The organism is Streptomyces sp. NPDC052107, assembly GCF_040680215.1.
Taxonomy (GTDB): Bacteria; Actinomycetota; Actinomycetes; order Streptomycetales; family Streptomycetaceae; genus Streptomyces.
The window spans coordinates 1-20,845 of sequence record NZ_JBFAWG010000091.1 but is presented as its reverse complement, the minus strand read 5'-3'; the positions used below and the strand labels follow the sequence as shown (position 1 = coordinate 20,845).

Annotated in this window: 21 protein-coding genes and 4 pseudogenes; 11 read left to right on the top strand and 14 right to left on the bottom strand. The window is 67.6% G+C overall.

Annotated features, from left to right (window positions below; translation table 11 throughout):
- Positions 1–73 precede the first annotated feature (73 nt).
- The 4 genes from AB0M27_RS40280 to AB0M27_RS40265 all read right to left on the bottom strand — a co-directional run bounded on the left by AB0M27_RS40280 (position 74) and on the right by AB0M27_RS40265 (position 2,509).
- Positions 74–313: a hypothetical protein gene (locus AB0M27_RS40280; RefSeq protein WP_365729866.1), complete on the bottom strand. Its 240-nt coding sequence runs from the start codon at positions 311–313 to the stop codon at positions 74–76.
- Between the two features lie 11 nt (positions 314–324).
- Positions 325–1,239, bottom strand: a complete 915-nt coding sequence (locus tag AB0M27_RS40275; RefSeq protein ID WP_365729864.1) for an FtsX-like permease family protein — start codon at positions 1,237–1,239, stop codon at positions 325–327.
- A complete protein-coding gene (locus AB0M27_RS40270) occupies positions 1,164–1,592 on the bottom strand; it encodes a hypothetical protein (RefSeq protein ID WP_365729862.1) in 429 nt (142 codons plus the stop codon). Before AB0M27_RS40270 ends, AB0M27_RS40275 begins: the two co-directional genes overlap by 76 nt.
- 245 nt (positions 1,593–1,837) lie before the next feature.
- Positions 1,838–2,509, bottom strand: coding sequence for an IS4 family transposase (locus tag AB0M27_RS40265; RefSeq protein ID WP_365729861.1), 672 nt, complete (start codon positions 2,507–2,509; stop codon positions 1,838–1,840).
- 1,043 nt (positions 2,510–3,552) lie between these two features.
- On the opposite strand from AB0M27_RS40265, the gene AB0M27_RS40260 reads away from it, so the two are divergent.
- From AB0M27_RS40260 to AB0M27_RS40245, 4 genes are all read left to right on the top strand, one after another.
- Complete coding sequence (locus tag AB0M27_RS40260) at positions 3,553–4,191, top strand: HD domain-containing protein (protein WP_365729874.1); 639 nt, start codon at positions 3,553–3,555, stop codon at positions 4,189–4,191.
- 73 nt (positions 4,192–4,264) lie between these two features.
- Positions 4,265–5,725 (top strand): catalase, encoded by a 1,461-nt coding sequence (locus AB0M27_RS40255; RefSeq protein WP_365729859.1) that lies wholly within the window; start codon positions 4,265–4,267, stop codon positions 5,723–5,725.
- A 56-nt stretch (positions 5,726–5,781) separates the two neighbouring features.
- Positions 5,782–7,203, top strand: coding sequence for an FAD-dependent oxidoreductase (locus AB0M27_RS40250; protein WP_365729857.1), 1,422 nt, complete (start codon positions 5,782–5,784; stop codon positions 7,201–7,203).
- A 144-nt stretch (positions 7,204–7,347) separates the two neighbouring features.
- Positions 7,348–8,085 (top strand): amidase family protein, encoded by a 738-nt coding sequence (locus AB0M27_RS40245; protein WP_365729872.1) that lies wholly within the window; start codon positions 7,348–7,350, stop codon positions 8,083–8,085.
- 49 nt (positions 8,086–8,134) lie between these two features.
- Here the strand turns inward: AB0M27_RS40245 and AB0M27_RS40240 are convergent.
- Positions 8,135–9,050 (bottom strand): annotated as a pseudogene (locus AB0M27_RS40240) (IS982 family transposase).
- A gap of 70 nt (positions 9,051–9,120) precedes the next feature.
- Between AB0M27_RS40240 and AB0M27_RS40235 the strand changes: the two are divergent.
- Positions 9,121–9,510: a hypothetical protein gene (locus tag AB0M27_RS40235; protein ID WP_365729855.1), complete on the top strand. Its 390-nt coding sequence runs from the start codon at positions 9,121–9,123 to the stop codon at positions 9,508–9,510.
- Between the two features lie 245 nt (positions 9,511–9,755).
- Here the strand turns inward: AB0M27_RS40235 and AB0M27_RS40230 are convergent, their stop codons facing one another.
- From AB0M27_RS40230 to AB0M27_RS40220, 3 genes are read right to left on the bottom strand one after another with little or no spacing between them, the layout of a single operon-like run.
- Positions 9,756–10,472 carry an NADPH-dependent F420 reductase gene (locus AB0M27_RS40230; protein WP_365729853.1) on the bottom strand — a complete coding sequence of 239 codons (717 nt, stop codon included), beginning with the start codon at positions 10,470–10,472 and terminating at the stop codon, positions 9,756–9,758.
- Positions 10,473–10,491: 19 nt separating this feature from the next.
- Positions 10,492–11,523 (bottom strand): LLM class flavin-dependent oxidoreductase, encoded by a 1,032-nt coding sequence (locus tag AB0M27_RS40225; protein WP_365729851.1) that lies wholly within the window; start codon positions 11,521–11,523, stop codon positions 10,492–10,494.
- Positions 11,516–12,565 carry an LLM class flavin-dependent oxidoreductase gene (locus tag AB0M27_RS40220; RefSeq protein WP_365729850.1) on the bottom strand — a complete coding sequence of 350 codons (1,050 nt, stop codon included), beginning with the start codon at positions 12,563–12,565 and terminating at the stop codon, positions 11,516–11,518. Before AB0M27_RS40220 ends, AB0M27_RS40225 begins: the two co-directional genes overlap by 8 nt.
- Before the next feature lie 110 nt (positions 12,566–12,675).
- Between AB0M27_RS40220 and AB0M27_RS40215 the strand changes: the two genes are divergently transcribed.
- Positions 12,676–13,149, top strand: coding sequence for a MarR family transcriptional regulator (locus AB0M27_RS40215; protein WP_365729848.1), 474 nt, complete (start codon positions 12,676–12,678; stop codon positions 13,147–13,149).
- On the opposite strand, the gene AB0M27_RS40210 is transcribed toward AB0M27_RS40215, so the two are convergent.
- Positions 13,070–13,426, bottom strand: a complete 357-nt coding sequence (locus AB0M27_RS40210) for a hypothetical protein (protein ID WP_365729870.1) — start codon at positions 13,424–13,426, stop codon at positions 13,070–13,072. The two genes, AB0M27_RS40215 and AB0M27_RS40210, sit on opposite strands and share 80 nt — an antisense overlap.
- A gap of 236 nt (positions 13,427–13,662) precedes the next feature.
- A pseudogene (locus AB0M27_RS40205) lies at positions 13,663–13,877 on the bottom strand (12-oxophytodienoate reductase); the annotation flags it as partial.
- A gap of 246 nt (positions 13,878–14,123) precedes the next feature.
- Between AB0M27_RS40205 and AB0M27_RS40200 the strand changes: the two are divergent.
- Positions 14,124–15,074: an NmrA/HSCARG family protein gene (locus AB0M27_RS40200; RefSeq protein ID WP_365729846.1), complete on the top strand. Its 951-nt coding sequence runs from the start codon at positions 14,124–14,126 to the stop codon at positions 15,072–15,074.
- Positions 15,075–15,350: 276 nt separating this feature from the next.
- Here the strand turns inward: AB0M27_RS40200 and AB0M27_RS40195 are convergent, their stop codons facing one another.
- Both AB0M27_RS40195 and AB0M27_RS40190 read right to left on the bottom strand, forming a co-directional pair.
- Positions 15,351–15,818, bottom strand: a complete 468-nt coding sequence (locus AB0M27_RS40195; RefSeq protein ID WP_365729844.1) for a MarR family transcriptional regulator — start codon at positions 15,816–15,818, stop codon at positions 15,351–15,353.
- A 363-nt stretch (positions 15,819–16,181) separates the two neighbouring features.
- The gene (locus tag AB0M27_RS40190; RefSeq protein ID WP_365729876.1) at positions 16,182–16,427 is read right to left on the bottom strand and encodes a hypothetical protein; all 246 of its coding nucleotides are present in this window, start codon (positions 16,425–16,427) and stop codon (positions 16,182–16,184) included.
- Between AB0M27_RS40190 and AB0M27_RS40185 the strand changes: the two genes are divergently transcribed.
- Both AB0M27_RS40185 and AB0M27_RS40180 read left to right on the top strand, forming a co-directional pair.
- Positions 16,314–16,589, top strand: coding sequence for an integrase core domain-containing protein (locus AB0M27_RS40185; RefSeq protein WP_365729868.1), 276 nt, complete (start codon positions 16,314–16,316; stop codon positions 16,587–16,589). The two genes, AB0M27_RS40190 and AB0M27_RS40185, sit on opposite strands and share 114 nt — an antisense overlap.
- Positions 16,590–16,676: 87 nt before the next feature.
- A complete protein-coding gene (locus AB0M27_RS40180; RefSeq protein ID WP_365729840.1) occupies positions 16,677–16,862 on the top strand; it encodes a DUF6308 family protein in 186 nt (61 codons plus the stop codon).
- 94 nt (positions 16,863–16,956) lie between these two features.
- Here AB0M27_RS40180 and AB0M27_RS40175 read toward each other — a convergent pair whose 3' ends face one another.
- Positions 16,957–17,832, bottom strand: coding sequence for a YihY/virulence factor BrkB family protein (locus tag AB0M27_RS40175; RefSeq protein ID WP_365729839.1), 876 nt, complete (start codon positions 17,830–17,832; stop codon positions 16,957–16,959).
- Between the two features lie 551 nt (positions 17,833–18,383).
- Between AB0M27_RS40175 and AB0M27_RS40170 the strand changes: the two genes are divergently transcribed.
- A complete protein-coding gene (locus AB0M27_RS40170; RefSeq protein WP_365729837.1) occupies positions 18,384–19,238 on the top strand; it encodes a DUF2127 domain-containing protein in 855 nt (284 codons plus the stop codon).
- Positions 19,239–19,865: 627 nt separating this feature from the next.
- Positions 19,866–20,090: pseudogene (locus tag AB0M27_RS40165) on the top strand (transposase); the annotation flags it as partial.
- A 469-nt stretch (positions 20,091–20,559) separates the two neighbouring features.
- Here the strand turns inward: AB0M27_RS40165 and AB0M27_RS40160 are convergent.
- A pseudogene (locus AB0M27_RS40160) lies at positions 20,560–20,845 on the bottom strand (TROVE domain-containing protein); the annotation flags it as partial.

Below are 20,845 nucleotides of genomic sequence, written 5' to 3'. Positions count from 1 at the left end.
CGAGGAGGGTGCCCGACGTCGCCTGGGCGCCGGGCGTGCGCGTAGCACTCTGCCACAGGTTCACTACGCTTCGCTAATCCAACTGGTGAGCCTCAGTTCTGCTCGCTGTGCAGTGCCTTGTGGACGGGTTGGCGGGCTCCGAGGCGGGCCGGGCCATGGTCAGCGCTGCGAGACCGAGCAGCGTCGCGGTGACCATGCCGACGGTCTGCGCGGAGGAGGGCAGGAGCACAGTGTTGAGGCCGACCTGCAGGAGCGCGTACAGGCCCATGCCGGCCGGAACGCCGATCGCGGCCGCGGGCAGAGCGGGCAGCAACTGGGCCGCGATCAGTCCGGCGGTGGGGCGGCGTTCCAGGCGGTGGCGGCGGCGTTGACCACGGCCAGCACGATGACGGCGACGATGACGCCCTGGACGATGTGGTTGGTCAGCACATCGTTCGGGTCGGGCAGGGTGGATGCGCCCAGGTCGAGCCGGAACGGCGGCTGGGCCTGGAAGGTCAGTGCTGCGGCGAGCCCGGTGGTGACGGTGAGGGTACCGGCCGCGGTGAGGAGTGCGCGGCGCGGGCGGCGGGCGGCGAGGCGCACTCCGAGCATGAGCGGGATGGGCAGCCAAGCGGCGTCACGGGCGAGCGCGGAGTACTGACCGGGTGCGCGGGCTGGATCGGCGAGCCCGCGGGCGGTGGTGGTGCGGGCGGCCCGCCAGGCGGGACCGATCGCCGCGCCGGCGGAGATCGCGGTGACGGCGACGGCCACGACGGTGGCTGCCGAGGGGGCGGCGAATGCCATGTCGAGCAGCCCGCCGCCGGGGTCGCTGAGCGCGGGCGCGAGCAGGCATCTCAGGGCCAGGCCGATCGCGCCCGCGGCCAGGGCCAGGGCCAGGTACTCGGTCAACAGTGCCGCGGCTACCAGGCCGGGGGTGGCGCCGACCGTTTTGAACAGCCCGACCCGGCGGGCCTGTTCGGCTATGCGGCCTGCGACCAGGGCGCTCGCCCCGGCCAGGGCGAGGCTGACCAGGAGCCAGCTGCCGACCGTGACGGCGTCGTGCACGGTTCGCAGGCCGTCGGCGTTGTCCTGGGCGAAGTCTTGCCAGGTGCGGACGTTCGCCTGGACGGTTTGCACGGCAGGGGAGTTCGCGAACGCTTGGGCGCTTTGTGGCTTGGTCAGCTTCAGGTGCGCGGTGTAGGACAGGGGCAGCTGGGGTGAGGCGAGGCCGCGCAGGTCGGCCTGGGTGAGCCAGAGCAAACCGGCGCTCTGGGAGGGGCCGCCTCCCTGGGCCACTCTGCGTCCGGGTAGGGCCCGGTGGCGGCGGTGAGGGCGATGCCGGTGACCGTGAAGGTCCGCCCGGCGACGGTGAGGTGGTCTCCGGTGTGCAGTCCGAGCGCGAGGGCGGAGGCGCGTTCGACCACCGCTCCTCCGGGACGTACCCAGCTGCCCCAGGTCAGCTGCGGGTGGTCGATGAGATCAGGTGTCGTGGCACGTCCCTCCACGACGGCCTGCACGGTCACCCCGTGCGCCTGGACCATGGGGAAGGCGACGGGGTAGGGCCCGCTGTGCGCGACGATCCCGGGGAGGTCGAACAGCGGGGCTAGGTCCAATGCCGCTGTTTTAAGCCGTGGCCTTGGGTTTTCGCTTGGTCGGGGCGGTTTTGGACGCGGGAACGATGGTGACGGCATCGGCCGGCGGGGCGGCGGGCTGGGGCCAGGTGCGGTGGTGCTCGCGTTTGAGGCCCCAGTTGGACATCTTGCGCTTGACGACGCGGGGGAACGCGCGAAGTCTGCGGACCGGTAAGAGTCGTCGGGCGATCTCGGCGAGGGTGCGGTCCCAGGCAGCGGCCAGCCGCTCAGGGGGAAAAAGCCGCCTGGGCGGGGACCTGGCGGCGCACGACGCGCAGGGAGCGGGTGAACGACAGCCGGTCGGGGTCGGTCCCGGCCCGGTCTGCGGCCTGGTGCATGACCTGGCGCACGGCGTGATGGACGAGGAGGAAGCCGTAGACCTCCTGCTCGACGCCGTCCGGGTATCTGGAGCGCAGGACCACGTCCGGGCCGCGCTGGTGGACCTTGATCTCGTCCAGCACCCCTTCCACCTCCCACCGCTCGTGATACAGGGCCGCCAATTCGGCCGCCGGCGCCTGCTCCGGATCCAGGATCGTGGTGATCAACCGGATCGGGCCGGCCTCCTCGTGCCCGGCGACGGTGTACTCCACCACCCGCACCAACCGCCCGTGCACGCGGCGCTTGTCCCGGGCCGCGTAGATCTCCGACAGGTACGAGCCGTCCGCGTACTGCTCGCGCACCACCAGCACGACATCCGATTTGACCCGCCACAACAGATCCGCGCCCGTCGCGGCGGCGGCCTTCCACCGGTCATAGCCGGGAAAGTTTCGGTCGGCGAGCAGCAGCATCCCCGGCTGAAGGTGCGGCAGCAGGGTGTCGGCGAGCACCGTCTCAGCCACCGTGCACGGCCCAGTGGCCGCGGCGAACACCGCATGCGTGCCGCACTCGGCCAGCACCACCAGCCGCACCTGCGGAAACGCACGTTCCTGCTGATGATCTTCCCTGTCTCAGGCCATGCGACCCGCGAATGGGCAGCTCTCCCCGTACACGACGCGCTGACCGCACACGATCCCCCACGCATCGACTACCTGCTCCCCCACCCCACCTGGGACAGCCCGCCCCCGCCGGGCCCTCCTATTCCGCCATCCCGTACGCCGACTGGCTGCCGCCCGCCTTCAACCGCTGGTCACAGCCGTGCAGTACCAGCGTCGTACCAGGCGGATCGTTCCAGGAGCCGACCGCGCAGATAGACGGCCTTGCGCGCCCCCGAACGACCCGCCCCGCACCAAGAGTTCCGGCATCACGCCTGCTCAGCGACGAGAAGGGCACCCCGCACCGCACACAAGGTTGCCTCCCCTCCCCTTCGCCGAAACCCGTCACCGCTTCAGCGGCCGCCCTTCGCCTGGCCCTGGGCGTTCGACAAACCCAACCCGGGCCCGTCCGCGCCCCGCCAGCCTCAAGAACCCCCAGCGGGTTCACGCCCGCCATGGAGACGGGGGTGCGCCGTCCGGGGTCTCCCAGAACGACGCCGAAGCCTGGGGCAAATGAGCGCCCGAGGAGCAGAGTTGCCGTTCAGCGGAGGCCCGAAGCCGTCACGGACCCACCGGGCGTAACAGTTCCCGGGACCCACTCCGGGGCTTTTACCACCCTGAAGGCGCCCGTCGGCGAGCATGCACTTCGCGCTCGGCGATCATGGTGAAAAAATGCCTGCCTTTGTGACGACTATCGCGCTTCGACTCAAGCCGGTGAATTCAGTGGTCACGAGTCCCTCTTTTCAGAAGTCGAAATCCATGTAGCCGATGTCGTTAACCTCGATCTTGGAACGGCCGTGGACATCGGGTTGCCGCTACGACAGGACAGGAACTGGCAATGGTGGAAGACTGGTCGCTACGACCTGATTGACGAGGAGCTCTGCGCCGTACTCGCTGCCTGTCTGAACCGGAACATCCGAATGACCGTGGATGCACGGGCGTACACGGGCCGTGTACAGGAGTGGATCAGTATGAGCGAGATCATCGCGGGCGTGGAAATACCCGATTCTCGGCTCGCGCGGGAGGCGACGGAACTGGTTCGCGCGGCCGAGCCGCCGTTGTTGTTCGACCACTCGCGCAGGGTTTACCTATTCGGAATGCTGCAAGGGCAACGACGCGGTCTGAAACCCGACCCTGAACTGCTCTACGTCGGAGCGATGTTCCACGACCTGGGGCTGACCGAGCGGTTCCGGACCACTGATCAGCGATTCGAGATCGACGGAGCGAACGAGGCCCGCCGGTTCCTACGCGAACACGAGGTGGGCCCCGACGAGGTCCGCCGAGTATGGACGGCCATCGCCCTGCACACAACTCCCGGTGTCCCGGAGTTCATGGAGCCCGAGGTCGCGCTGGTCACCGCGGGTGTGGAGACCGATGTACTCGGGATCGGACGAGACGACCTGGACCCGGCGGAACTCGAAGCCGTCACCGATGCGCACCCGCGCCCCGACTTCAAGCGGCAGATTCTGGAGGCCTTCACCAACGGTTTCAAGGACCGGCCCGAGACGACCTTCGGCACCGTGAACGCCGATGTGCTAGCTCACTTCATGCCCGGCTTCAAGCGTATCGACTTCGTCGAAGTCATCCAGAACAACACCTGGCCCGAGTAGCCGCCGGACATCACGGCACGTTGCGCCTGTCCCGTGGAAACGCCAGAGGACGCAACTGTCGGCGGAGGATGAAATGACCGATCAGCCACCCGTCACGACCACCGATTCCGGTTGTCCCGTCGCCAGCGACGAGCATTCGCTCACGGTCGGAACCAGCGGCCCCAACCTGCTGCAGGACACCTACCTGATCGAGAAACTGGCCCATTTCGTCCGCGAGCGGGTTCCCGATCGGGTGTATCACGTCAAGGGCGGTGGTGCTTTCGGATATTTCGAAGTGACTGCCGACGTCACCCAGTGGACCAAGGCCGCCTTCCTCAGCGAGGTCGGCAAGCGAACGCCGATGCTCGCGCGATTCTCCTCGGTGGCCGGCGAAGAAGGCTACCCGGACTCGGATCGCGACGTACGCGGCTTCGCCCTCAAGTTCTACACCGAAGAGGGCAACTACGACCTCGTCGGCAACAACACGCCGGTCTTCTTCGTACGTGACCCCATGAAATTCCCCGACTTCATCCACTCGCAGGAACGCATGCCCGACAGCGGCCTGCGCAGCAACAACATGCAGTGGGACTTCTGGACGCTCTCACCCGAGTCGGCGCACCAGGTGACCATCCTGATGAGCGACCGCGGCACACCGCGTACCTGGCGCAACATGAACGGCTACAGCAGCGACACCTACATGTGGGAGAATGCCGCGGGCGAGAAATTCTGGGTCAAATACCACTTCAAGACCGAGCAGGGAATCCAGAACATGACCGACGCTGAGGCCAGAGCCATGCGCGCCGAGGACCTCGACTGCCATCGACGCGACCTTCGGAACGCGATCGCCCGCAGGGATTTCCCTTCTTGGCGCCTCGAAATGCAAATCATGCCCTACGAGGACGCGCCCGACTACCACTTCAATCCGTTCGACATCACCAAGGTCTGGCCGCACGACGACTACCCGCCCATCACCGTCGGGCGCTTCGTCCTCGACCGCAACCCCGAGAATTTCTTCGCCCAGGTCGTCCAGGCCGGGTTCGACGTGGCGAACTTCGTCCCCGGCATCGGGCCGAGCCCCGACCGCATGGTGCTGGGCCGTATGTTCGCCTACGCCGACTCAAGCCGCTATCGCACCGGCCCCAACTACGCGCAGCTTCCCGTCAACCGGCCCGTCAGCGAGGTGCACAACTACAACAAGGACGGCCCGATGTGCTACCACCACATCGGAGACCAGCCGGTCTACGCACCCAACAGCTACAGCGGACCCATAGGCGAGCCGCAGCGCTACCGCGACCCCGGCTGGTTCGTGGAAGCCGGTGAGATCACACGCGCGGCCTACGTGGCGCACAAGGACGACAACGACTTCATCCAGCCCGGCACGCTCTACCGCGACGTGATGACGCCGACGGACCAGGACCATCTGGTCGAAAACATCGTCTGGCACCTGAGTCAGGAGGTCGAGCGCTTCGTCCAGGAACGCGCGGTCAACGACTACTGGACGAAAGTCGACCCCAACCTCGGCGCCCGCGTCGCCCAAGGCCTTGGCCTGGGATAGTCGCGACCGGGCCGCAGATAACAGACGCGGTAGCCACTTACCCAACAGGAGGCCGCGTGTCTACGACTCAGAACACCGAGGACTACGACATCCTCGTCATCGGCAGCGGCGAGGCAGGGAAGTACCTCGCGTGGACCATGGCGAGTGAGAGACACCGTTCGGCAGTGGTCGAGCGGAAGCTGATCGGCGGATCGTGCCCGAACATCGCGTGTCTGCCGAGCAAGAACGTCATTCACTCGGCAAAGGTCCGCTCCTTCACCAGACACGCCGCCGAATTCGGGGTCGAGCTGGAGTCCGCCACGACCAGCATGAAAGGCGTACAGGCCAGGAAACGGGCCATGGTCGAAGGCCTGCGCCGGATGCATCTGGACCGCTACCGGGCCAGCGGAGCCGAACTGGTCATGGGCGAGGCCCGGTTCGACGGCGAGAGAACCATCGACGTCGAGCTGACTGACGGTGGCAGGCGCCGTATGCGCGGCGAGCGGGTCTTCCTGGACCTGGGCACGTACGCGACGCTGCCCGACGTGCCCGGTCTCGCCTCCGCCCGACCGATGACCCACGTCGAACTGCTCGACCTGGACCGCCTGCCGGAGCATCTGATCGTCATCGGCGGCGGCTACGTCGGGCTGGAACTCGCCCAGGCCATGCGCCGGTTCGGCGCGCGGGTGACCGTCATCGAGTATGCGTCACAGCTGGCCGGCCGCGAGGACGCCGACGTCTCTGCGGCGATCCACGAACTCTTCCGCGACGAAGGGATCACCGTCCACCTCCGGACACGTATCCGCAGGGTCGAGGGAGAATCCGGCCGCGCTGTACGTGTCGTCGCCGACGGCCCGGACGGTGAGTGCGTGATCGAGGGCTCGGACCTGCTGGTGAGTGTCGGCCGCACGCCTTACACCGGCGGGATGGGGCTGGAGCGGGCCAAGGTGAAGCTGACCGACACGGGCTACATCGTGGTGGACGAGCACCTGGCCACCACGGCGCCGGATGTGTGGGCCATGGGCGAGTGCGCAGGCAGCCCGCAGTTCACCCACGTCGCCTTCGACGACTTCCGGGTGGTGCTCGACCAGCTACACGGAGGCAGCAGCACCACGACCGGCCGCCTGGTGCCGTACTGCCTGTACACCGATCCCGAACTCGCCAGGGTCGGCCTAAACGAAACCGAGGCCCGACGCCGTGGTATCGGATACCGCCTGCTCACCCTGCCGATGGCGGCGGTCCTGCGGACCAGGACGCTGTCCGAGCCGCGCGGATTCATGAAGATGCTGATCGCCGAGGACAGCGACCAGATCCTCGGATTCGCCGCGTTCGGGGCAGAAGCCGCCGAACTCATGGCCGCCGTCCAGACGGCCGTGATCGGCAGCATCCCCTACACGGCGCTGCGCAGCGCGATATACGCCCACCCCACCACGGCCGAAGGACTCACCTTCCTGCTGAGACAACAGCCCGAACCAGCCCACGAGCCTGCCCCGGCTTGACGCTCAACGTCGGCGGGTTTGATGCTCCTTGGAGGCCGCCGCCCCTTTGCCGGTCCTACCGGTGAAGGGGCCCGCGTCGGCCGGGAGTTGTGATGGCTCCGTCGGACGACAGTCGCCGCGGAGCGAACAATGAGGTAAGGATGCCTGCCAGGAGCGCCGAGGCGGGGGGCCGTCGGCAGCGCGCCCATCGGAACCAGTTGTCGGCGGACGCTTCACCAGAGAGCAGGCCGCCCCTGGCTGTCAGTCTTTGGCCTGGTTGGAGGATCCGATGGACGATCTCTGCTACCTGCCGACGAGGGTGCTGGCGCACCGGATACGGCAGAGAGAACTCACCGCCGCCGATGCCCTCGACGCCTTCATCGCGCGGATCGAGAAACTCAACCCGACGCTGAACGCGGTCGTGTCCGCGGACTTCGACCGCGCACGCCGGGCCGCCGCCGAAGCCGACCGTCTGCTGAGTTCGCCAACCTCGCCGGGCTGTCGGGACTGGCCGTGCCCTCCGGCCAGGACGAGGACGGATTGCCGATCGGTGTTCAGATCATCGGCCCCCAGTGGTCGGAAATCACGCTACTGGGCATCGCCGCCGCCCTCGAAGAGGCCGGCATCCTGCCCGGATTCACCAGGCCTCCGGCTACTGAACGATCCGGTCGTGCCTACAGGACAAGGCCGCTTGCCACCGGTCGCGATGGGGCTACTGCCGACGGGGGTGCGGACCTCCCGCGGTGCATCAGCAGTTCGACGGCGGCTTCTGGCAGGAAGGACACCAGCCATGACTCGATGCGCTGCACCGTCGCGACATGGCTGGCGACGGCTGTGTTCGCCGTACCCGCCGTGCTCGTCATCAGCACGGGCCTGCGGCACCCCTGCCCGCCTCAACGCTGAGCACACCGGCGGTCCCCGAGTCTTCATCTAGATGATCTATTCCAAGGGGTCAGTGGTAGTAGGCGATCAGTGAGCGTAGGACGGTTTGTCCGGTGGCGTCGTTGTGCCAGATCGCGGCGGTCAGCGCGAGGACGCGTTGCATGACGCGGGCTATGACACCTCCGGGTGTGCGCCCTCGGTGCCGTTCGAGGTCAAGCTGTCCCTTGAAGGTCTCGTTGATCGATTCGATGACCTGTCGCAGTGGCTTGAACAGGGCTGCGCCAGGCCGCTCCCGTTCACCTTTTACGGGCAGGCCGCAGCAACTGGACTCCATGCTCGGACAGTTCGCGTTCGAAACCACGGCCGAAGTAGTTCTTGTCGCCGATGAGAGTCTGTCGGGGGCGCTCTCGCAGAAGCTCGCATTCGGCTGCCAGGAGGTCAAGGAGGGTCTCGCGTTCGTCGGCCTTGGCCCCGGTCAGGGCGAAGGCGATGGGCAGGCCCTGAAGGGTGCAGACCAGGTGCAGGCGCAGGCCCCAGAAGAAGCGGCTGTGGCTGGCGCAGTAGCCGTATTCGGCCCAACCTGCCAGGTCGGAGCGTTTGACGGTCTCGCGGGAGCGGCCGCATTCCACCGGGGTGGAGTCCACGACCCATACGTCGTCGCTCCACACCGAGGTGATGGTGGCCAGGATTCGGTTGACGCTTCGCATCAGACCGGCGGCCTTGCGCAGCCGCTTGTTGTAGCCGGGCTACTGGGGCAGGTAGGGGAAGAGGTGGCGCAGGTGGGCACGGGCATGGCGGAGCCGATTGGCCTCAGAGGTGTAGCCGAGTATGGCTTGCATCGTGGCGAGGGTGACCAGTTCGGCATCGCTCAGGCGGAGCGTAATGCCGACCGGCGGGCGCCACGGCGCCAGGTCGGGATGCTCCTTCAGCATGTCGTCGGTCGTCGCATAGAGTGCTGTCGCGAGGGTGTCCACATCGTTCGTCACAAAACGATCTTGGACACCCTCGTTCTCGTCTCCGCAGGCACCCCTTGGACCGCACCACCAGGAGGAACCAGTGCCATACCCGCAACTGCTCACCCCCGAGGAGAAGCTCGCCGACGCGAAGAAGCTGTTGAGCCTCCCGCGTATCGTCGTGATCTGCGGCTCCACCCGCTTCATGACCGAGATGAACGAGGCCGATCTGCGGGAGACCAAAGCCGGAAAGATTGTCGTCAAACCGGGCTGTGATATGAAGTCGCCGCACGAACTTTGGTCCGATCCTGTCGAGGCCGAGGCGCTGAAGGTTCGACTCGACGATCTGCACCGGGCGAAGATCCGCCTCGCTGATGAGGTACTCGTAGTCGGCGACTACATCGGAGACAGCACCCGAGCCGAAATCGCCTACGCCCGGTCGCTGGGCAAGCCCGTGCGGTTCACGCACCCCGAAGTCGACCCTGACGCCTGACCGCCCGCTGCCACCTCGACAACCAGGGCCGGCAGCCCGCCGCCTGACCGTCTCGCGGTGGCTTCGGCCGCCGCCCACCCCACACCCTCCGCAGGCATCCCTTGGAATTGATCATCTAGCGACGGCCAGCGCAATCCGGAGCGTCCCGTCGGTATCCGGCGCGCGACTGGTATCACCAATCCGGACACCACCACCACACAGATGAACGGATCGACGGCGAAGAGGCGGCCCTCCCGGGGCGAGGGTCAGGCAGCGTGTTCGGTCGACGCCCCGGCAGCGGTCCGCGCACTGATCACGGTCCGTCCATGGTCCGACTCCGGGAAGCGGTTGAGCATCGCGCGCAGTTCCCCGGCGCCGACATTGGCGCCGAAAGGCGGGGTGCCCGGTTCGAGCCGTACCCCTTCGGCGAGGGGGCCTGCCATGACCGGGTCGAAGCCGACACTGTTGACGAGGCGCGCGACGGTGGCGAGGCCGTCCGGATCGTCACCGGCGATAGCGATCGCCTTGCGTCCCGGCGTCCCCGCACGCTGGGCCCCGTCCTCGAGGTCGTGGTATCCCATATGGTTGAACGCCTTGATCACACGTGCTCCGGGCAGATACGCCTGCACAATCTCGCTCGAGGAGGTGAGCGGGTCGGTGAGGTCCTGGCGGATGCCGTCGACCTCCCACCAGTAGTTCATCGCGTCGATGACGAGCTTGCCCCTCAGCGCTTCGGCGGGAATGCTGCGGTATTTGCCGAGCGGGAGCGCCAGGATGACCACGTCTGCCCCCGCCGTTGCGTGCGCGGCGGTGACCGGGACAGCGCCGGGCGTGAGGACTTCGATGGTGAGGGCTATCTTGGCGGGGTCGCCGGATCCGGCGATGAGTACGCGATAGCCGGCTGCCAGGGCGAGTCGTGCCAGTACGGTCCCGACTTTCCCCGCGCCCAGGATGCCGACGGTGCGTACGGCGGTGGTGTGCATGTCTTCTCCGTTCATGGCGTCAGCCTGCGAGGATGTCGCGGACCATCGGGATCACCTTGGTGCCGTACAGCTCGACGGCGCGCAGGCGGGCGCTGATCGGTTGTGCCCCGCTCGTGTAGATGAGGTCGAACCGGCCTACGCCGAGTGCCTTGATGGCGCGGGCCGTCTTGCGGGCGACCGTCTCGGGAGAGCCGATGTACAGGGAGCCGTGCTCGATCTCGGCGTCGTACTCCTGCTTGCGGATCGGGGGCCAGCCCCGCAGCGCGCCGATGCGGTCACGGATGACCCGGTAGTGCGGCCAGTGCAGCTCCCGGGCCTCGTCGTCCGTGTCGGCGATGAAGCCCGGCGAGTGCATCCCGACCGGATGCGCGGTCGTGCCGAACTTGTCGGTGGCGCGCTGGTAGAGGTCGATGTAGGGCGCGAACCGTTCTGGGCCGCCGCCGATGATGGCGATCATGAGCGGGAACCCGTAGTGCGCGGTGCGGATGACCGACTGGGGTGAGCCGCCGACTCCGACCCAGGTGGTCAGGTGCCCGGACTCGGTCTTGGGGAAGACGTCGGCATTGTCGAGCGGCGCCCGCTTGGTGCCGCTCCAGGTGACGGGCTTCTCCTTGAGCAGCTTGGCGAAGAGCTCGATCTTCTCTTCGAACAGCACGTCGTAGTCGCTCAGGTCGTAGCCGAAGAGGGGGAACGACTCGGTGAAGGAGCCGCGCCCGAGGATGACCTCGGCCCGGCCGTTCGAGAGCGCGTCCACGGTGGAGAAGCGCTGGAAGACGCGGACCGGATCGTCGGAGCTCAGCACGGTCACGCCGGACGACAGACGGATGCGGTGGGTACGCGTGGCGACGCCGGCGAGGACGGTCTCCGGAGTCGAGATCGCGAACTCCGGACGGTGGTGTTCGCCGAGGGCGAGGACGTCGACGCCGGTCTCCTCCGCGAGAACGGCCTCGTCGACGACCTGCCGGACGGCCCGCGCGTCGGACACCGGGTTGCCGGAGTCGTCCGTCGGCACATCGCCGAACGTGTCCAGACCGAAGGCGAGATCAGACATGGGTGGGCTCCTTCGTGAGCAGTTGCTTCACCCGCGGGACGACTTCGCGGCCCAGCAGCTCGATGGTGCGGGCTCGGGCTTCGCGGGGCAGGTTCATGACGTCGTACTTGAGGTCAAAACGGCTCAGGCGCAGGTCGCGGGCCATCGCGGCGATCTTGCGGGCGACGGTCTCGGGTGAGCCGACGAAGAGCGCGCCCGTCTCGACTTCTCGCATGTAGCGCTCACGGGTCGGCTGGTAGAACCCGCGCTCCTTCGCGAGTTGGGCCACGACCGGCTGCCAGTACTTCCACCAGGTTTCGACCGCCTCCTCGTCGGTGTCCGCGACGATCCCCAGTGAGTGCTGGGCGACCGGTCGCCTGGGGCGCCCGAGCTGTTCGAGTGAGCGGTGGTAGAGCTCGACGTGGCCGGCGAAGCGCTGGGGGCGCCCGCCGATGATGGCCAGCATGAGCGGCAGGTCGTAGCGGGCCGCGCGGATCACGGAGTTCGGACTGCCGCCCACACCGATCCAGGTGGGGATGCCGCCGGGCGGCATCCGGGGATGCAGCTGTTGCTCGACGAGCGGCGGCCTGAACTTCCCCGACCAGGTCAGCGTCTCCTCGCGCTGGAGACGCATGAAAAGGTCGAGCTTCTCCTCGAACAGCTCCTCGTAGTCGGCGAGGTCGTAGCCGAACAGCGGGAACGAGTCAGTGGCCGATGCCCGCCCGAGCACGAGCTGGGCGCGCCCGTTGGAGACGGCGTCCAGGGTGGAGAACTCGTGGTACAGCCGCACCGGATCGTTGGTGCTCAACACGGTCACCGCGGTGCCGAGCCGGATGCGTTTGGTCGCGGTGGCGATCGCGGCGAGCAGGACGGGGGTGGCGCTGTCGTTGTACCCCCGGCGGTAGTGCTCACCGACGCTGAACACGTCGAGGCCCACGGCTTCGGCGAGCCTGGCCTCCTCGACAATCAGGCGAACGGTCTCGGCGTCGCTCAGTGTGCCGTCGGCATCGGTGGCGACCTCCCCGAACGAGTTGAGCCCCAGTTCGAAGCCTTGGGCCGTCATGGACTCCTCCTGCTGCGCTCCCCGGCCCCTGCGGCACGACTGCGGTTTCGTTGACACGTCAATCATTACTTCATATAGTTGATGTGTCAACCAGAGAGGGCGGCGGTCCCATGGCAGAGCGACGGAAGGCATTTCCCACCGCTGAGGAATTGCGGATCTGGCGGAACTTCATCGAGACGACGGAAGCGCTCCATTCCGAGCTCTCGTCACGCCTGCACACCGAGTCCTCCTTGTCGCCGGGCGACTACGCCGTGCTCCTCGCGCTGCGCGAGGCCGAAGGGCGGCGACTGCGCCCCTCCGAACTGGCGGCCCGCATCGGCTGGGAGCGCAGTCGTCTCTCGCACCAGATGGGGCGCATGGAGCGGCGAGGGCTGATCCGGAGAGAGGAGTGCGACACCGACAGCCGAGGCGCCGAGGTGGTGCTCACGCCCCAGGGCGCGGACGCGTTCCGGAACGCGTCCCTGCCCCATCTGCGTGCCGTACGTGAACTGTTCGTGACTCCCCTCACGACGGACCAGCTTGCCGCGGCCGAAGCGATCGCGACGGCGCTTCGGACCCGACTGAAGGTTTCGCGCGACACCTGAGGAGGGCTTCCCGCCCACCGGCCGAGACTGCATACAGCGTCCGGGCCCCGGTAGGCGAGGCGGTCGGTGTCGAGGCGGAAGGCCCGGCCCTGTTCACCCGGCGCCGGCCGGACACGGGCGGAGCCGGTCGACACGGGGGGCTGAGCAACCATTTCGCCGAGACCGGCTCGCGGCCCACAGAGACGACCTCGGCCTTCTCCTGTGTGGGCCGGTTCTTCTTGCCCGTGTGCCCGCATGCGGGGCACCGCCGGGAGGTGTTGCGGGGGTCCACGGCCATCACTTCCCGTCCGGCGCATTCTGCCTGGGCGGTGAGGATCTGGAGAAACACCCCCCATCCGGTATCGGCGATCGAACGATTCGGACCGGCCTTCGCGGCGGCCCCGTTAGGCAGGAAGCCGCCAGGCCGCCCAGGGGCCGGCTTCGGGGCCAGGGCCCTGCTCATGCTGCGGATCCTTAGGTCCTCGTGCGCGATGAAGTCGTGTTCCCGCACGAGGCCGAGCGCGGTCTTGTGCGCGCCAACTGCTCCTCCGCGCGGAAGCGCGGAACGCAGTCGCTGTCACCGGCCGACTCGTGGCCGGGGTAGGTGCCCTCGGTGACGATCAGGCCGCCGCCTGCCGCGGCGCGGCGCGCATAGTACGAGCCACGCCCTCGCCCGAAAGAGCGTCCAGGGAGAAGTGGCCGGCCCTGGACGCCATCGCGATCCGGTCGGGGATCGTCAGGCCGTTGATGGCGACGGGGCGGTCGAGAAGCTCGGCCGCGCGTTCGGCGGACCCGGCGGAAGAGGCGGCGGTGCCTTGTAGTCGGCCGGTGCCGCCCGGCGGCACCCCGGCCCGGACCTGCTCGGCGGGGCGAGACGCACGAGTGAGGGCAGAAATGATCATGGCTCAATAGACGCCATAGAAGTTGATACATCAACCACCTCGTGGTCTAGTTGATGCATCAAGTAATCGCCTCCTCAGGCAGGGGTACCTGACATGAACGACAAGAAGGTCATCGCGGTCACCGGAGCGACGGGTGCACAGGGCGGCGGCGCCGCCCGGGCGATCCTCGCCGATCCGGCCTCCGGCTTCACGGTGCGCGCGCTCACGCGGACTCCCGACTCGCCCGCCGCAAAGGAACTCGCCGTACTCGGGGCGGAGGTCGTGCGGGCGGACTTCCACGACGAGCCGACCGTGCACAAGGCGTTCGAGGGTGCCTACGGCGCATTCCTCGTCACCAACTTCTGGGCGCACGGCTCGGCGGCCAAGGAGACGGCGGAGATCGAGGTCCTCGTTCGGGCCGCCAAGGCCACGGGTCTGCAGCACGCGGTGTGGTCGACGCTCGAAGACACCCGCGAGCTGCTGCCGCTGGACGACGACCGGATGCCCGTCCTGCAGGACAAGTACAACGTGCCGCACTTCGACGCCAAGGGTGAGGGCAACGAGCTCTTCAGGCAGGCCGGAGTGCCGACCACCTTCCTGAACACCACGTTCTTCTTCCAGGGCTTCCTGCAGGCCTTGGCCCCCAAGCGCGGCGAGGACGGCGTGCTGACGCTCACCCTGCCGCTGGAGGACGGAAAGCTTCTCTCCGGGGTGGACGTGGCGGACATCGGCCGGACGGCTCACGCCATCCTGAAGGGCGGCAAGCCGTTCATCGGCAGCACCGTCAACCTGGCCGGCGACCATCTGACCGGTGCTCAGTACGCGGAGAAGCTGGGGACCGCGCTCGGCGAGCCGGTGCGCTTCCAATCGGTGCCCTACCACGTCTTCCGCTCCCTCGACATCCCGGCCGCCGAGGAAATCGCCAACATGTTCCAGTACTACGGTGACTTCGACCATGAGTTCACGGGCGCCCGTGACCTGAACCGGCTACGGGAGATCAACCCGGAACTCAGGGACTTCGACACCTGGCTGGCCGAGAACGCCTCGAAGATCCAGATGGGCTGACCGGCGCGACGACGAAGATCGACGGCAACCGCACCGTCTGAGAACGGCAACACACGGGGCCCGGGTCGTCGACTCGGGCCCTTGTCGTAACCGCCTCGTCGTCGGCTTCCTTCGCGGCCTCGCGAGGACGGCCCTCGTTGGCTGCCTGCCGGGCTTCAGCGTCGCCGAGTCGCTCGCATGGTCAGAGCGGGGCCCGGCGATGCGCAAACGGCCCAGGGCGGCGTGCGGTACGAAACGTCCCGCTCGAACCGGGTCGCCGTGTCCTGTGCCGCTCGCTCACGCGCAGTCTTTGTCCAGTTCTTCGAGGAGCAGGTTGCAGATCTGGGCGAGCATGGCGAGTTCTGCCGGGCTGAGCGGGTTGATGAACAAGCGGCGGACTGCTTCCACATGGCAGGGGGCCGCGGCGGCGATGGCTTCACGGCCGGTGGGAGTGACGGCGACGAACGCCACGCGTCCGTCGGTGGGGCAGTCCTCCCGGACGACCAGGCCGCGCTTGGCCATCCGGTTGATGTGGTGAGACATCCGGCTCTTCTCCCACTCCACCGCCTTGGCCAACTCCAGGACAGGCAGCCGGCCCTCGGGCACCTCGGTGAGGTGCACAAGGACGCCGTAGTCGGCGGCGGACAGGCCTGACTCGGCCTGCACCTCCCGGGCCAGCCGGCCGACAAGTTTTTCCTGCAGGCGGATGAAGCTGCGCCAGGCGTGTTGCTCCGTTTCGGTGAGCCAGCGCGTCGTCTCGGTCATACATACCAGTGTAGACGATTTGTTGACACATCATCTTGCGGTCACACCTCAGGGACAGGGAATGAGCCCCGATGCGCCGTCGCCTGTGGATGCCGATTATTACTTCCAGGCAGGTCAGGCAGCGTGTGCGTACTCGTGGAGGATGCCACCGGGACGGTCGCGTCGATGGACGACGAGGGGTCGAGCCGGTCCCGGTCCGTGATCGGTTCGGGGACTGATCGCAGAGGCGCCGCGCTGTGCACGGCGCGGTGCGGCCCGTGCTCGTTGGTTCGCGGATGCCGGTGGTGGCGATCTCGATGCCCTCGGCTTCGAGGACGGCGTCGCATGCGCGGGTGTATTTGCGGTCGCGGCCCAGCTCGCCCCCTACAAGATCCCCAGGGCGGTCCACTGCGTTTCGCGCTGCGCGACCGCGACGCCAAGTACGACCAGTCCTTCGACGCCGTCTTCGAAGCCGAGGACATGGAGGTGCTGCTCAGCGCGCCACAGGCCCCTCGGATGAACGCGCACTGCGAGCAGGTGATCGGCACTGTCAGCCGCGAGGCGCTCGACCACGTCCTGCTCATGAACGAGGCCCACGCCCGGCAAATCCTGGCCGACTTCGAACGGCACTACAACACGCACCGCCCTCACTGGGCCCGAGACCAGCGACCCCTCACGCTTCCCGGCAGCCCGCCACCGTCCACGACCTCGACGGCCACAGACTCCTGCGCACCCGCATCCTCGATGGTGCCATCAACGAGTACCGGTACGCTACTTGACCTGCGGCGATGACTTTCCGAACCCCACAGGATCAACGACGCGCCGCCCAAGGGCGGTTTCGCCTCCGGAGCCAGGCATGAGCCGTACGGCGGTACTTCTATGACCATGGTCCGCCTCTGGGCAGCGCTGGCAGTAGCCCTGCGGGCCGGCAACGGCGCACTCTTCGATCAGTTGGTCCGTCTCCGTCAGAAGGCCGGTGCCGGGGAAGACATCGGGATCCTGCGCGTATTCGACGTCATCGCCTGGACGCACCAAGGACAACGGGGCCAGGCCTCGATGAGCTGAGCCGTAGGGCCGATCGGTCCGCGTCACACCGATCTTCGCTCCCACTCGCCCCGCACCAGGCTCACGCGCGCCTCACGCCGGGCGGCACCGGCCATCAGGGTTGTCGAGGTCCGCGCGCATGAGCGTTGACGGCCTGCCGCGCGAGCTCGACGTTGAACTGGGCACCTGCCAGGAGTGCCAGGTTGGACAGCCACAGCCAGATAAGGAAGACCACGACCCCGGCCAGGGAGCCGTACAGGCGGTGGTAGGTGCTCACATGAGAGGCATAGACGGTGAAACCGAGGGAGGTCGACAGCAGGAGCACGATCGCCAGGCAGCCACCCGGCGCCATCTTTCGCAGCGGACGCGACGGTGCGGGACCCGAGCGGTAGAGCACCAGGACCAGGGCGATGGCCACCACTGCCAGAACAGGCCAGCGCAAGGTGTCCCATGCAGCCTGGGGAAGGCTGCCCATCTCCAGTGCTCGGCCCAGACGTCGTACCAGGCTGCCGCTCAGCAGCAGAGCAAGCGTCGTGGTCAGGAGTAGGGCGATCAGCACGATGGCTGCGACGATGATGCGTGGGGCCGTCCGCCACACCGGCCGGTGCGAGCTGACGTGGTACATGGCGTGCAGGGCCCGGCGAAAGACACTCAGATAGCTGGAACCCGACCACAGGGCCCCCGCCGCGCCGAAGAAGACCAGCAGCCAGGCTGCCGAGGACTGGCTGGCCATCTGCTGCAGGGCGCTGCGCAGCAAGCCTCGGGAGGCGGCGGGCACCGCGCGGGTGAGCCGGTCGATCACTTCCGGTTTCGCCGTGGGCATGGTGAGTCCCAGCACCGAGAGAAGCACCAGCAGCACGGGGAACAGGGCCAGGACCGCATAGTAGGTCAAAGCGGCGGCCCAGTCCGTTACGTCGTCGTTCCAGATTGCCACAGGTGTCCGGCGCAGCGCAGCCCACCATTGACCCATCCGGCTGCCGGTCTCGTGCATGGCGCGGATCCACTCGCTACCCACTGTCCATGCCCTCCTCCAGCAGCGGCCGACGCCGACCGCGCTCCCGTCGCATCCCGGCATCCACCGCCGGATGCGGTGCGTTGAGGGCCAGCGTCCGCAGAGCGGCGGTCGGATGTCCGGCTACCTGCCGCCCGCCTTCGTCCGGATGCCGCTCGGGGAACCCAATCCTCGTCGAGGATGCCCCGGACGGCGTCCTTGGTCTCTTCTCCGGCCAGTTTGACGTCCCCGTCGATCTGGTCAGGCCCCGCCCTCCGTTTCGAGACGCTCGTTGCCGACTGCCTTGCCGACCCTCCCTTTCGCCTTTCCCTTGATCTTGTCGCCCGTGTTAGCGGCCTTGCCCGACATACTCATGGGCCCGTCCGCCAGATCCGTGATTGACGCGCGCACAGCCCGTTTACCCGCCCTGCATGGAGTGATGTGCGCGCCCACTCGGGGCTGAGCGGTTGGCCGTGCTGCCGACAAAAGGCAGGGTGTGTCACGGCCGCGTGGGCTGCGCAGACGCCCCTGGCGGCAAGACGATACGGACCATGACCGCAGACATCGGTATGGATCCGCCCTCGGGCATCGGCTCCAAGCGACACCAGTTGTTCTGGTACGAACTTCTTGGTTGCGCGCGGCGCGGCCACCGCCTGGAAGGCACGAACGTGGCCCAGGTGCGTCCCGAGGACGGACTCCTGGTCAAAGACTTCGGGGACGGACTTCGCTGGCACCGGTGTCTGCGCTGTGATGCCTGGCTACCGGTACGGCCGGCAGATCACCCGGACCGGGAGTTTCCACCCGAGCGCGCGGAGGTGGAGATTCCGTTGCGTGGCAGGCCCCTGCGTGACCGTTACGTGTTGCGACTGATCGCACTCGACCGTGTGGTCCACTTTCTGGTACTCGGCGTGCTCTCAATCGCCGTACTGGCCTTCGCACACGAACGCCAACGGCTCAGCGGGGCCTTCTACCGGACGATGGACGTGCTGCAAAACGGCATCGGCGGGCCCACCGGAAGATCCGGGCGAGGACTGCTGGGCGAACTCGACAAGGCTTTCGCCGCCCGTTCATCGACCTTGTGGGCAGTCGGGCTCGTCCTCGGCGCCTACGCGGTACTCGAAGGCATCGAGGCGATCGGACTGTGGCTGGCCAAGCGCTGGGCGGAGTACCTGACGTTCGTGGCCACGACCGTACTGCTCGTTCCAGAGATCTATGAGCTGGCAGAAGGGCGCATCACGCCGGCCAAGATTCTCACTCTGGCCATCAACGTGGCGATCAGTGCCTATCTCCTCATCACCAAACGCCTGTTCGGCCTGCGTGGCGGCGGAAAAGCCGAAGCGGCAGAAAAAGCCCGCGACACCAGCTGGGAAGCCCTGGAGCGGGTTCTGCCGGGACCGTCACGGTGACCGCACGGCCTTCCTTTTGCCCGAACGGGTACCCTCCGCGCGTGGAGGTCGGCTGGGCGTCCTCGAAACTCCGGCGGGAACCGCCGACCAGACCGCGCACCGTTGACTCGTCAGAGCGGCGGCTGCGATGGCAGATGCTGCGTCCAACACCTTGCCCTTGCCGATAACCTCATCCGTCCTGGCGGCAGCCGGTGTACGGTCGCCCAGGTCGGCGCTCTGGCAGAACTGACGATCACCGGAACATGATGATCGGCTGTGCTGCTGCGACTGGCGTACCTGAGCGCGATGAACTCGTTCGCGATGCTGCGACTGCTGCCGATGGGCGACCGCGAGAAGGACGCGGAGACCCTGGCTCCACGCCATTAGATCACTGTTCTGGAACGGCACCTGACTGGGCAACGGGTGCGGTTCACAGCGAGCGACCGGGCCTTCCTGGCGGCACTGCTGCAGCACCTGCCGACACAGGCACTGCGCCGGACGTGGTTGCTGGTGCAGCCGGACACGATACTGCGCCGGCATCGCGACTTGGTCCCCCGCCGTCACGCCGCCCGCTAGGGCCCGTGTGAGGTCGTGATCAATCTCGGGTTCTGGTCCCGTGCGGGGCCGGGAACTGGTAGGACGCTGGTTGTGACGCGTAGACAACTCACCGATGAGCAGTGGGAGTTCATCGAGCCGTACCTGCCGATAGGCGAGTACGGTCCGTACCCCGCACGGCTGCGGGAGCAGTTCGAGGGGGTGATCTGGCGGTTTCGGTCCAGCGCCCAGTGGCGCGAGATGCCCTCCGAGTTCGGACCGTGGGCGACCGTCTACGGGCGCTTTCGCGTCTGGTGGGACGCCGGGGTCTTCTCCGCTCGCGGGCCCGCGACATAGCCCACGATGCCCGCCCCGCTGACGGCAAGGTGGACTCCGGCATCGAGCGCGAGCAGGCCATCGAACCGGCAGGTGCATGGCTCGATGCTGCAACCGAATGCCGACAGCGCGGCGGCGACCCGGGTCCCGGGTTCTAGCCCCAACACCCCCAGCAGCCTCCACCGTGCGCTGTGCAGTCCCAGATACAAAGTCAACGCCTCAGGGCGCCTCGGCCGCTTCACCGGATGCCGCCATGTAGGTGACCGCTCCTCCCTCCTCCTGCTCACCGCCTACCTCACCCACCGCCACCCTCGACAGCACAGCCGTAGACACCATCCGCAGCGCTCGTGCGGCTGGACACGATGCCCGGCGGCTACGTGAAGGTCTCGGACTACCGCGACCACCGGCCGCCCGACGCGGTCGCCGCCGATCCCCGCATGCTCATGCGCTGAGCTCGGTCGTGTCTTTCGGATCAGGTCGGCTCAGCGGTCCACGGCCAAGCGGCCTCGCGGCCGGCCTCGATGAGGCCGACCATCCGGAACGCGGCGTCCGTGAGGCCGCCGAAGGTGTGCCGGTGGGGGCCGGTGGGGCCGTGGGCGGGCCGGTACCCCGCCAGGTTCCAGATGTAAACCGGGATGTCGGCCGGGACCGGTTCGGCCGGCTCGCCGGGGCCGTAGGGGGCGGCCTGCTCGTCGGTGACGATCAGAACCCGATCGTGCTCCCGGTAATGGGTCCGCACCGCCTTCGTGGTGTGGGTG

Bases quoted from the DNA above. Each gene is read 5' to 3' on its own strand.
- AB0M27_RS40175 (WP_365729839.1), bottom strand. From the start codon at position 17,832: ATGCACGAGACCGGCAGCCGGATGGGTCAATGGTGGGCTGCGCTGCGC.
- AB0M27_RS40215 (WP_365729848.1), top strand. From the start codon at position 12,676: ATGGCAGAGCGACGGAAGGCATTTCCCACCGCTGAGGAATTGCGGATC.
- AB0M27_RS40180 (WP_365729840.1), top strand. From the start codon at position 16,677: ATGACCATGGTCCGCCTCTGGGCAGCGCTGGCAGTAGCCCTGCGGGCC.
- AB0M27_RS40260 (WP_365729874.1), top strand. From the start codon at position 3,553: ATGAGCGAGATCATCGCGGGCGTGGAAATACCCGATTCTCGGCTCGCG.
- AB0M27_RS40230 (WP_365729853.1), bottom strand. From the start codon at position 10,472: ATGCACACCACCGCCGTACGCACCGTCGGCATCCTGGGCGCGGGGAAA.
- AB0M27_RS40210 (WP_365729870.1), bottom strand. From the start codon at position 13,426: ATGGCCGTGGACCCCCGCAACACCTCCCGGCGGTGCCCCGCATGCGGG.
- AB0M27_RS40170 (WP_365729837.1), top strand. From the start codon at position 18,384: ATGACCGCAGACATCGGTATGGATCCGCCCTCGGGCATCGGCTCCAAG.
- AB0M27_RS40220 (WP_365729850.1), bottom strand. From the start codon at position 12,565: ATGACGGCCCAAGGCTTCGAACTGGGGCTCAACTCGTTCGGGGAGGTC.
- AB0M27_RS40200 (WP_365729846.1), top strand. From the start codon at position 14,124: ATGAACGACAAGAAGGTCATCGCGGTCACCGGAGCGACGGGTGCACAG.
- AB0M27_RS40225 (WP_365729851.1), bottom strand. From the start codon at position 11,523: ATGTCTGATCTCGCCTTCGGTCTGGACACGTTCGGCGATGTGCCGACG.
- AB0M27_RS40255 (WP_365729859.1), top strand. From the start codon at position 4,265: ATGACCGATCAGCCACCCGTCACGACCACCGATTCCGGTTGTCCCGTC.
- AB0M27_RS40195 (WP_365729844.1), bottom strand. From the start codon at position 15,818: ATGACCGAGACGACGCGCTGGCTCACCGAAACGGAGCAACACGCCTGG.
- AB0M27_RS40185 (WP_365729868.1), top strand. From the start codon at position 16,314: ATGAACGCGCACTGCGAGCAGGTGATCGGCACTGTCAGCCGCGAGGCG.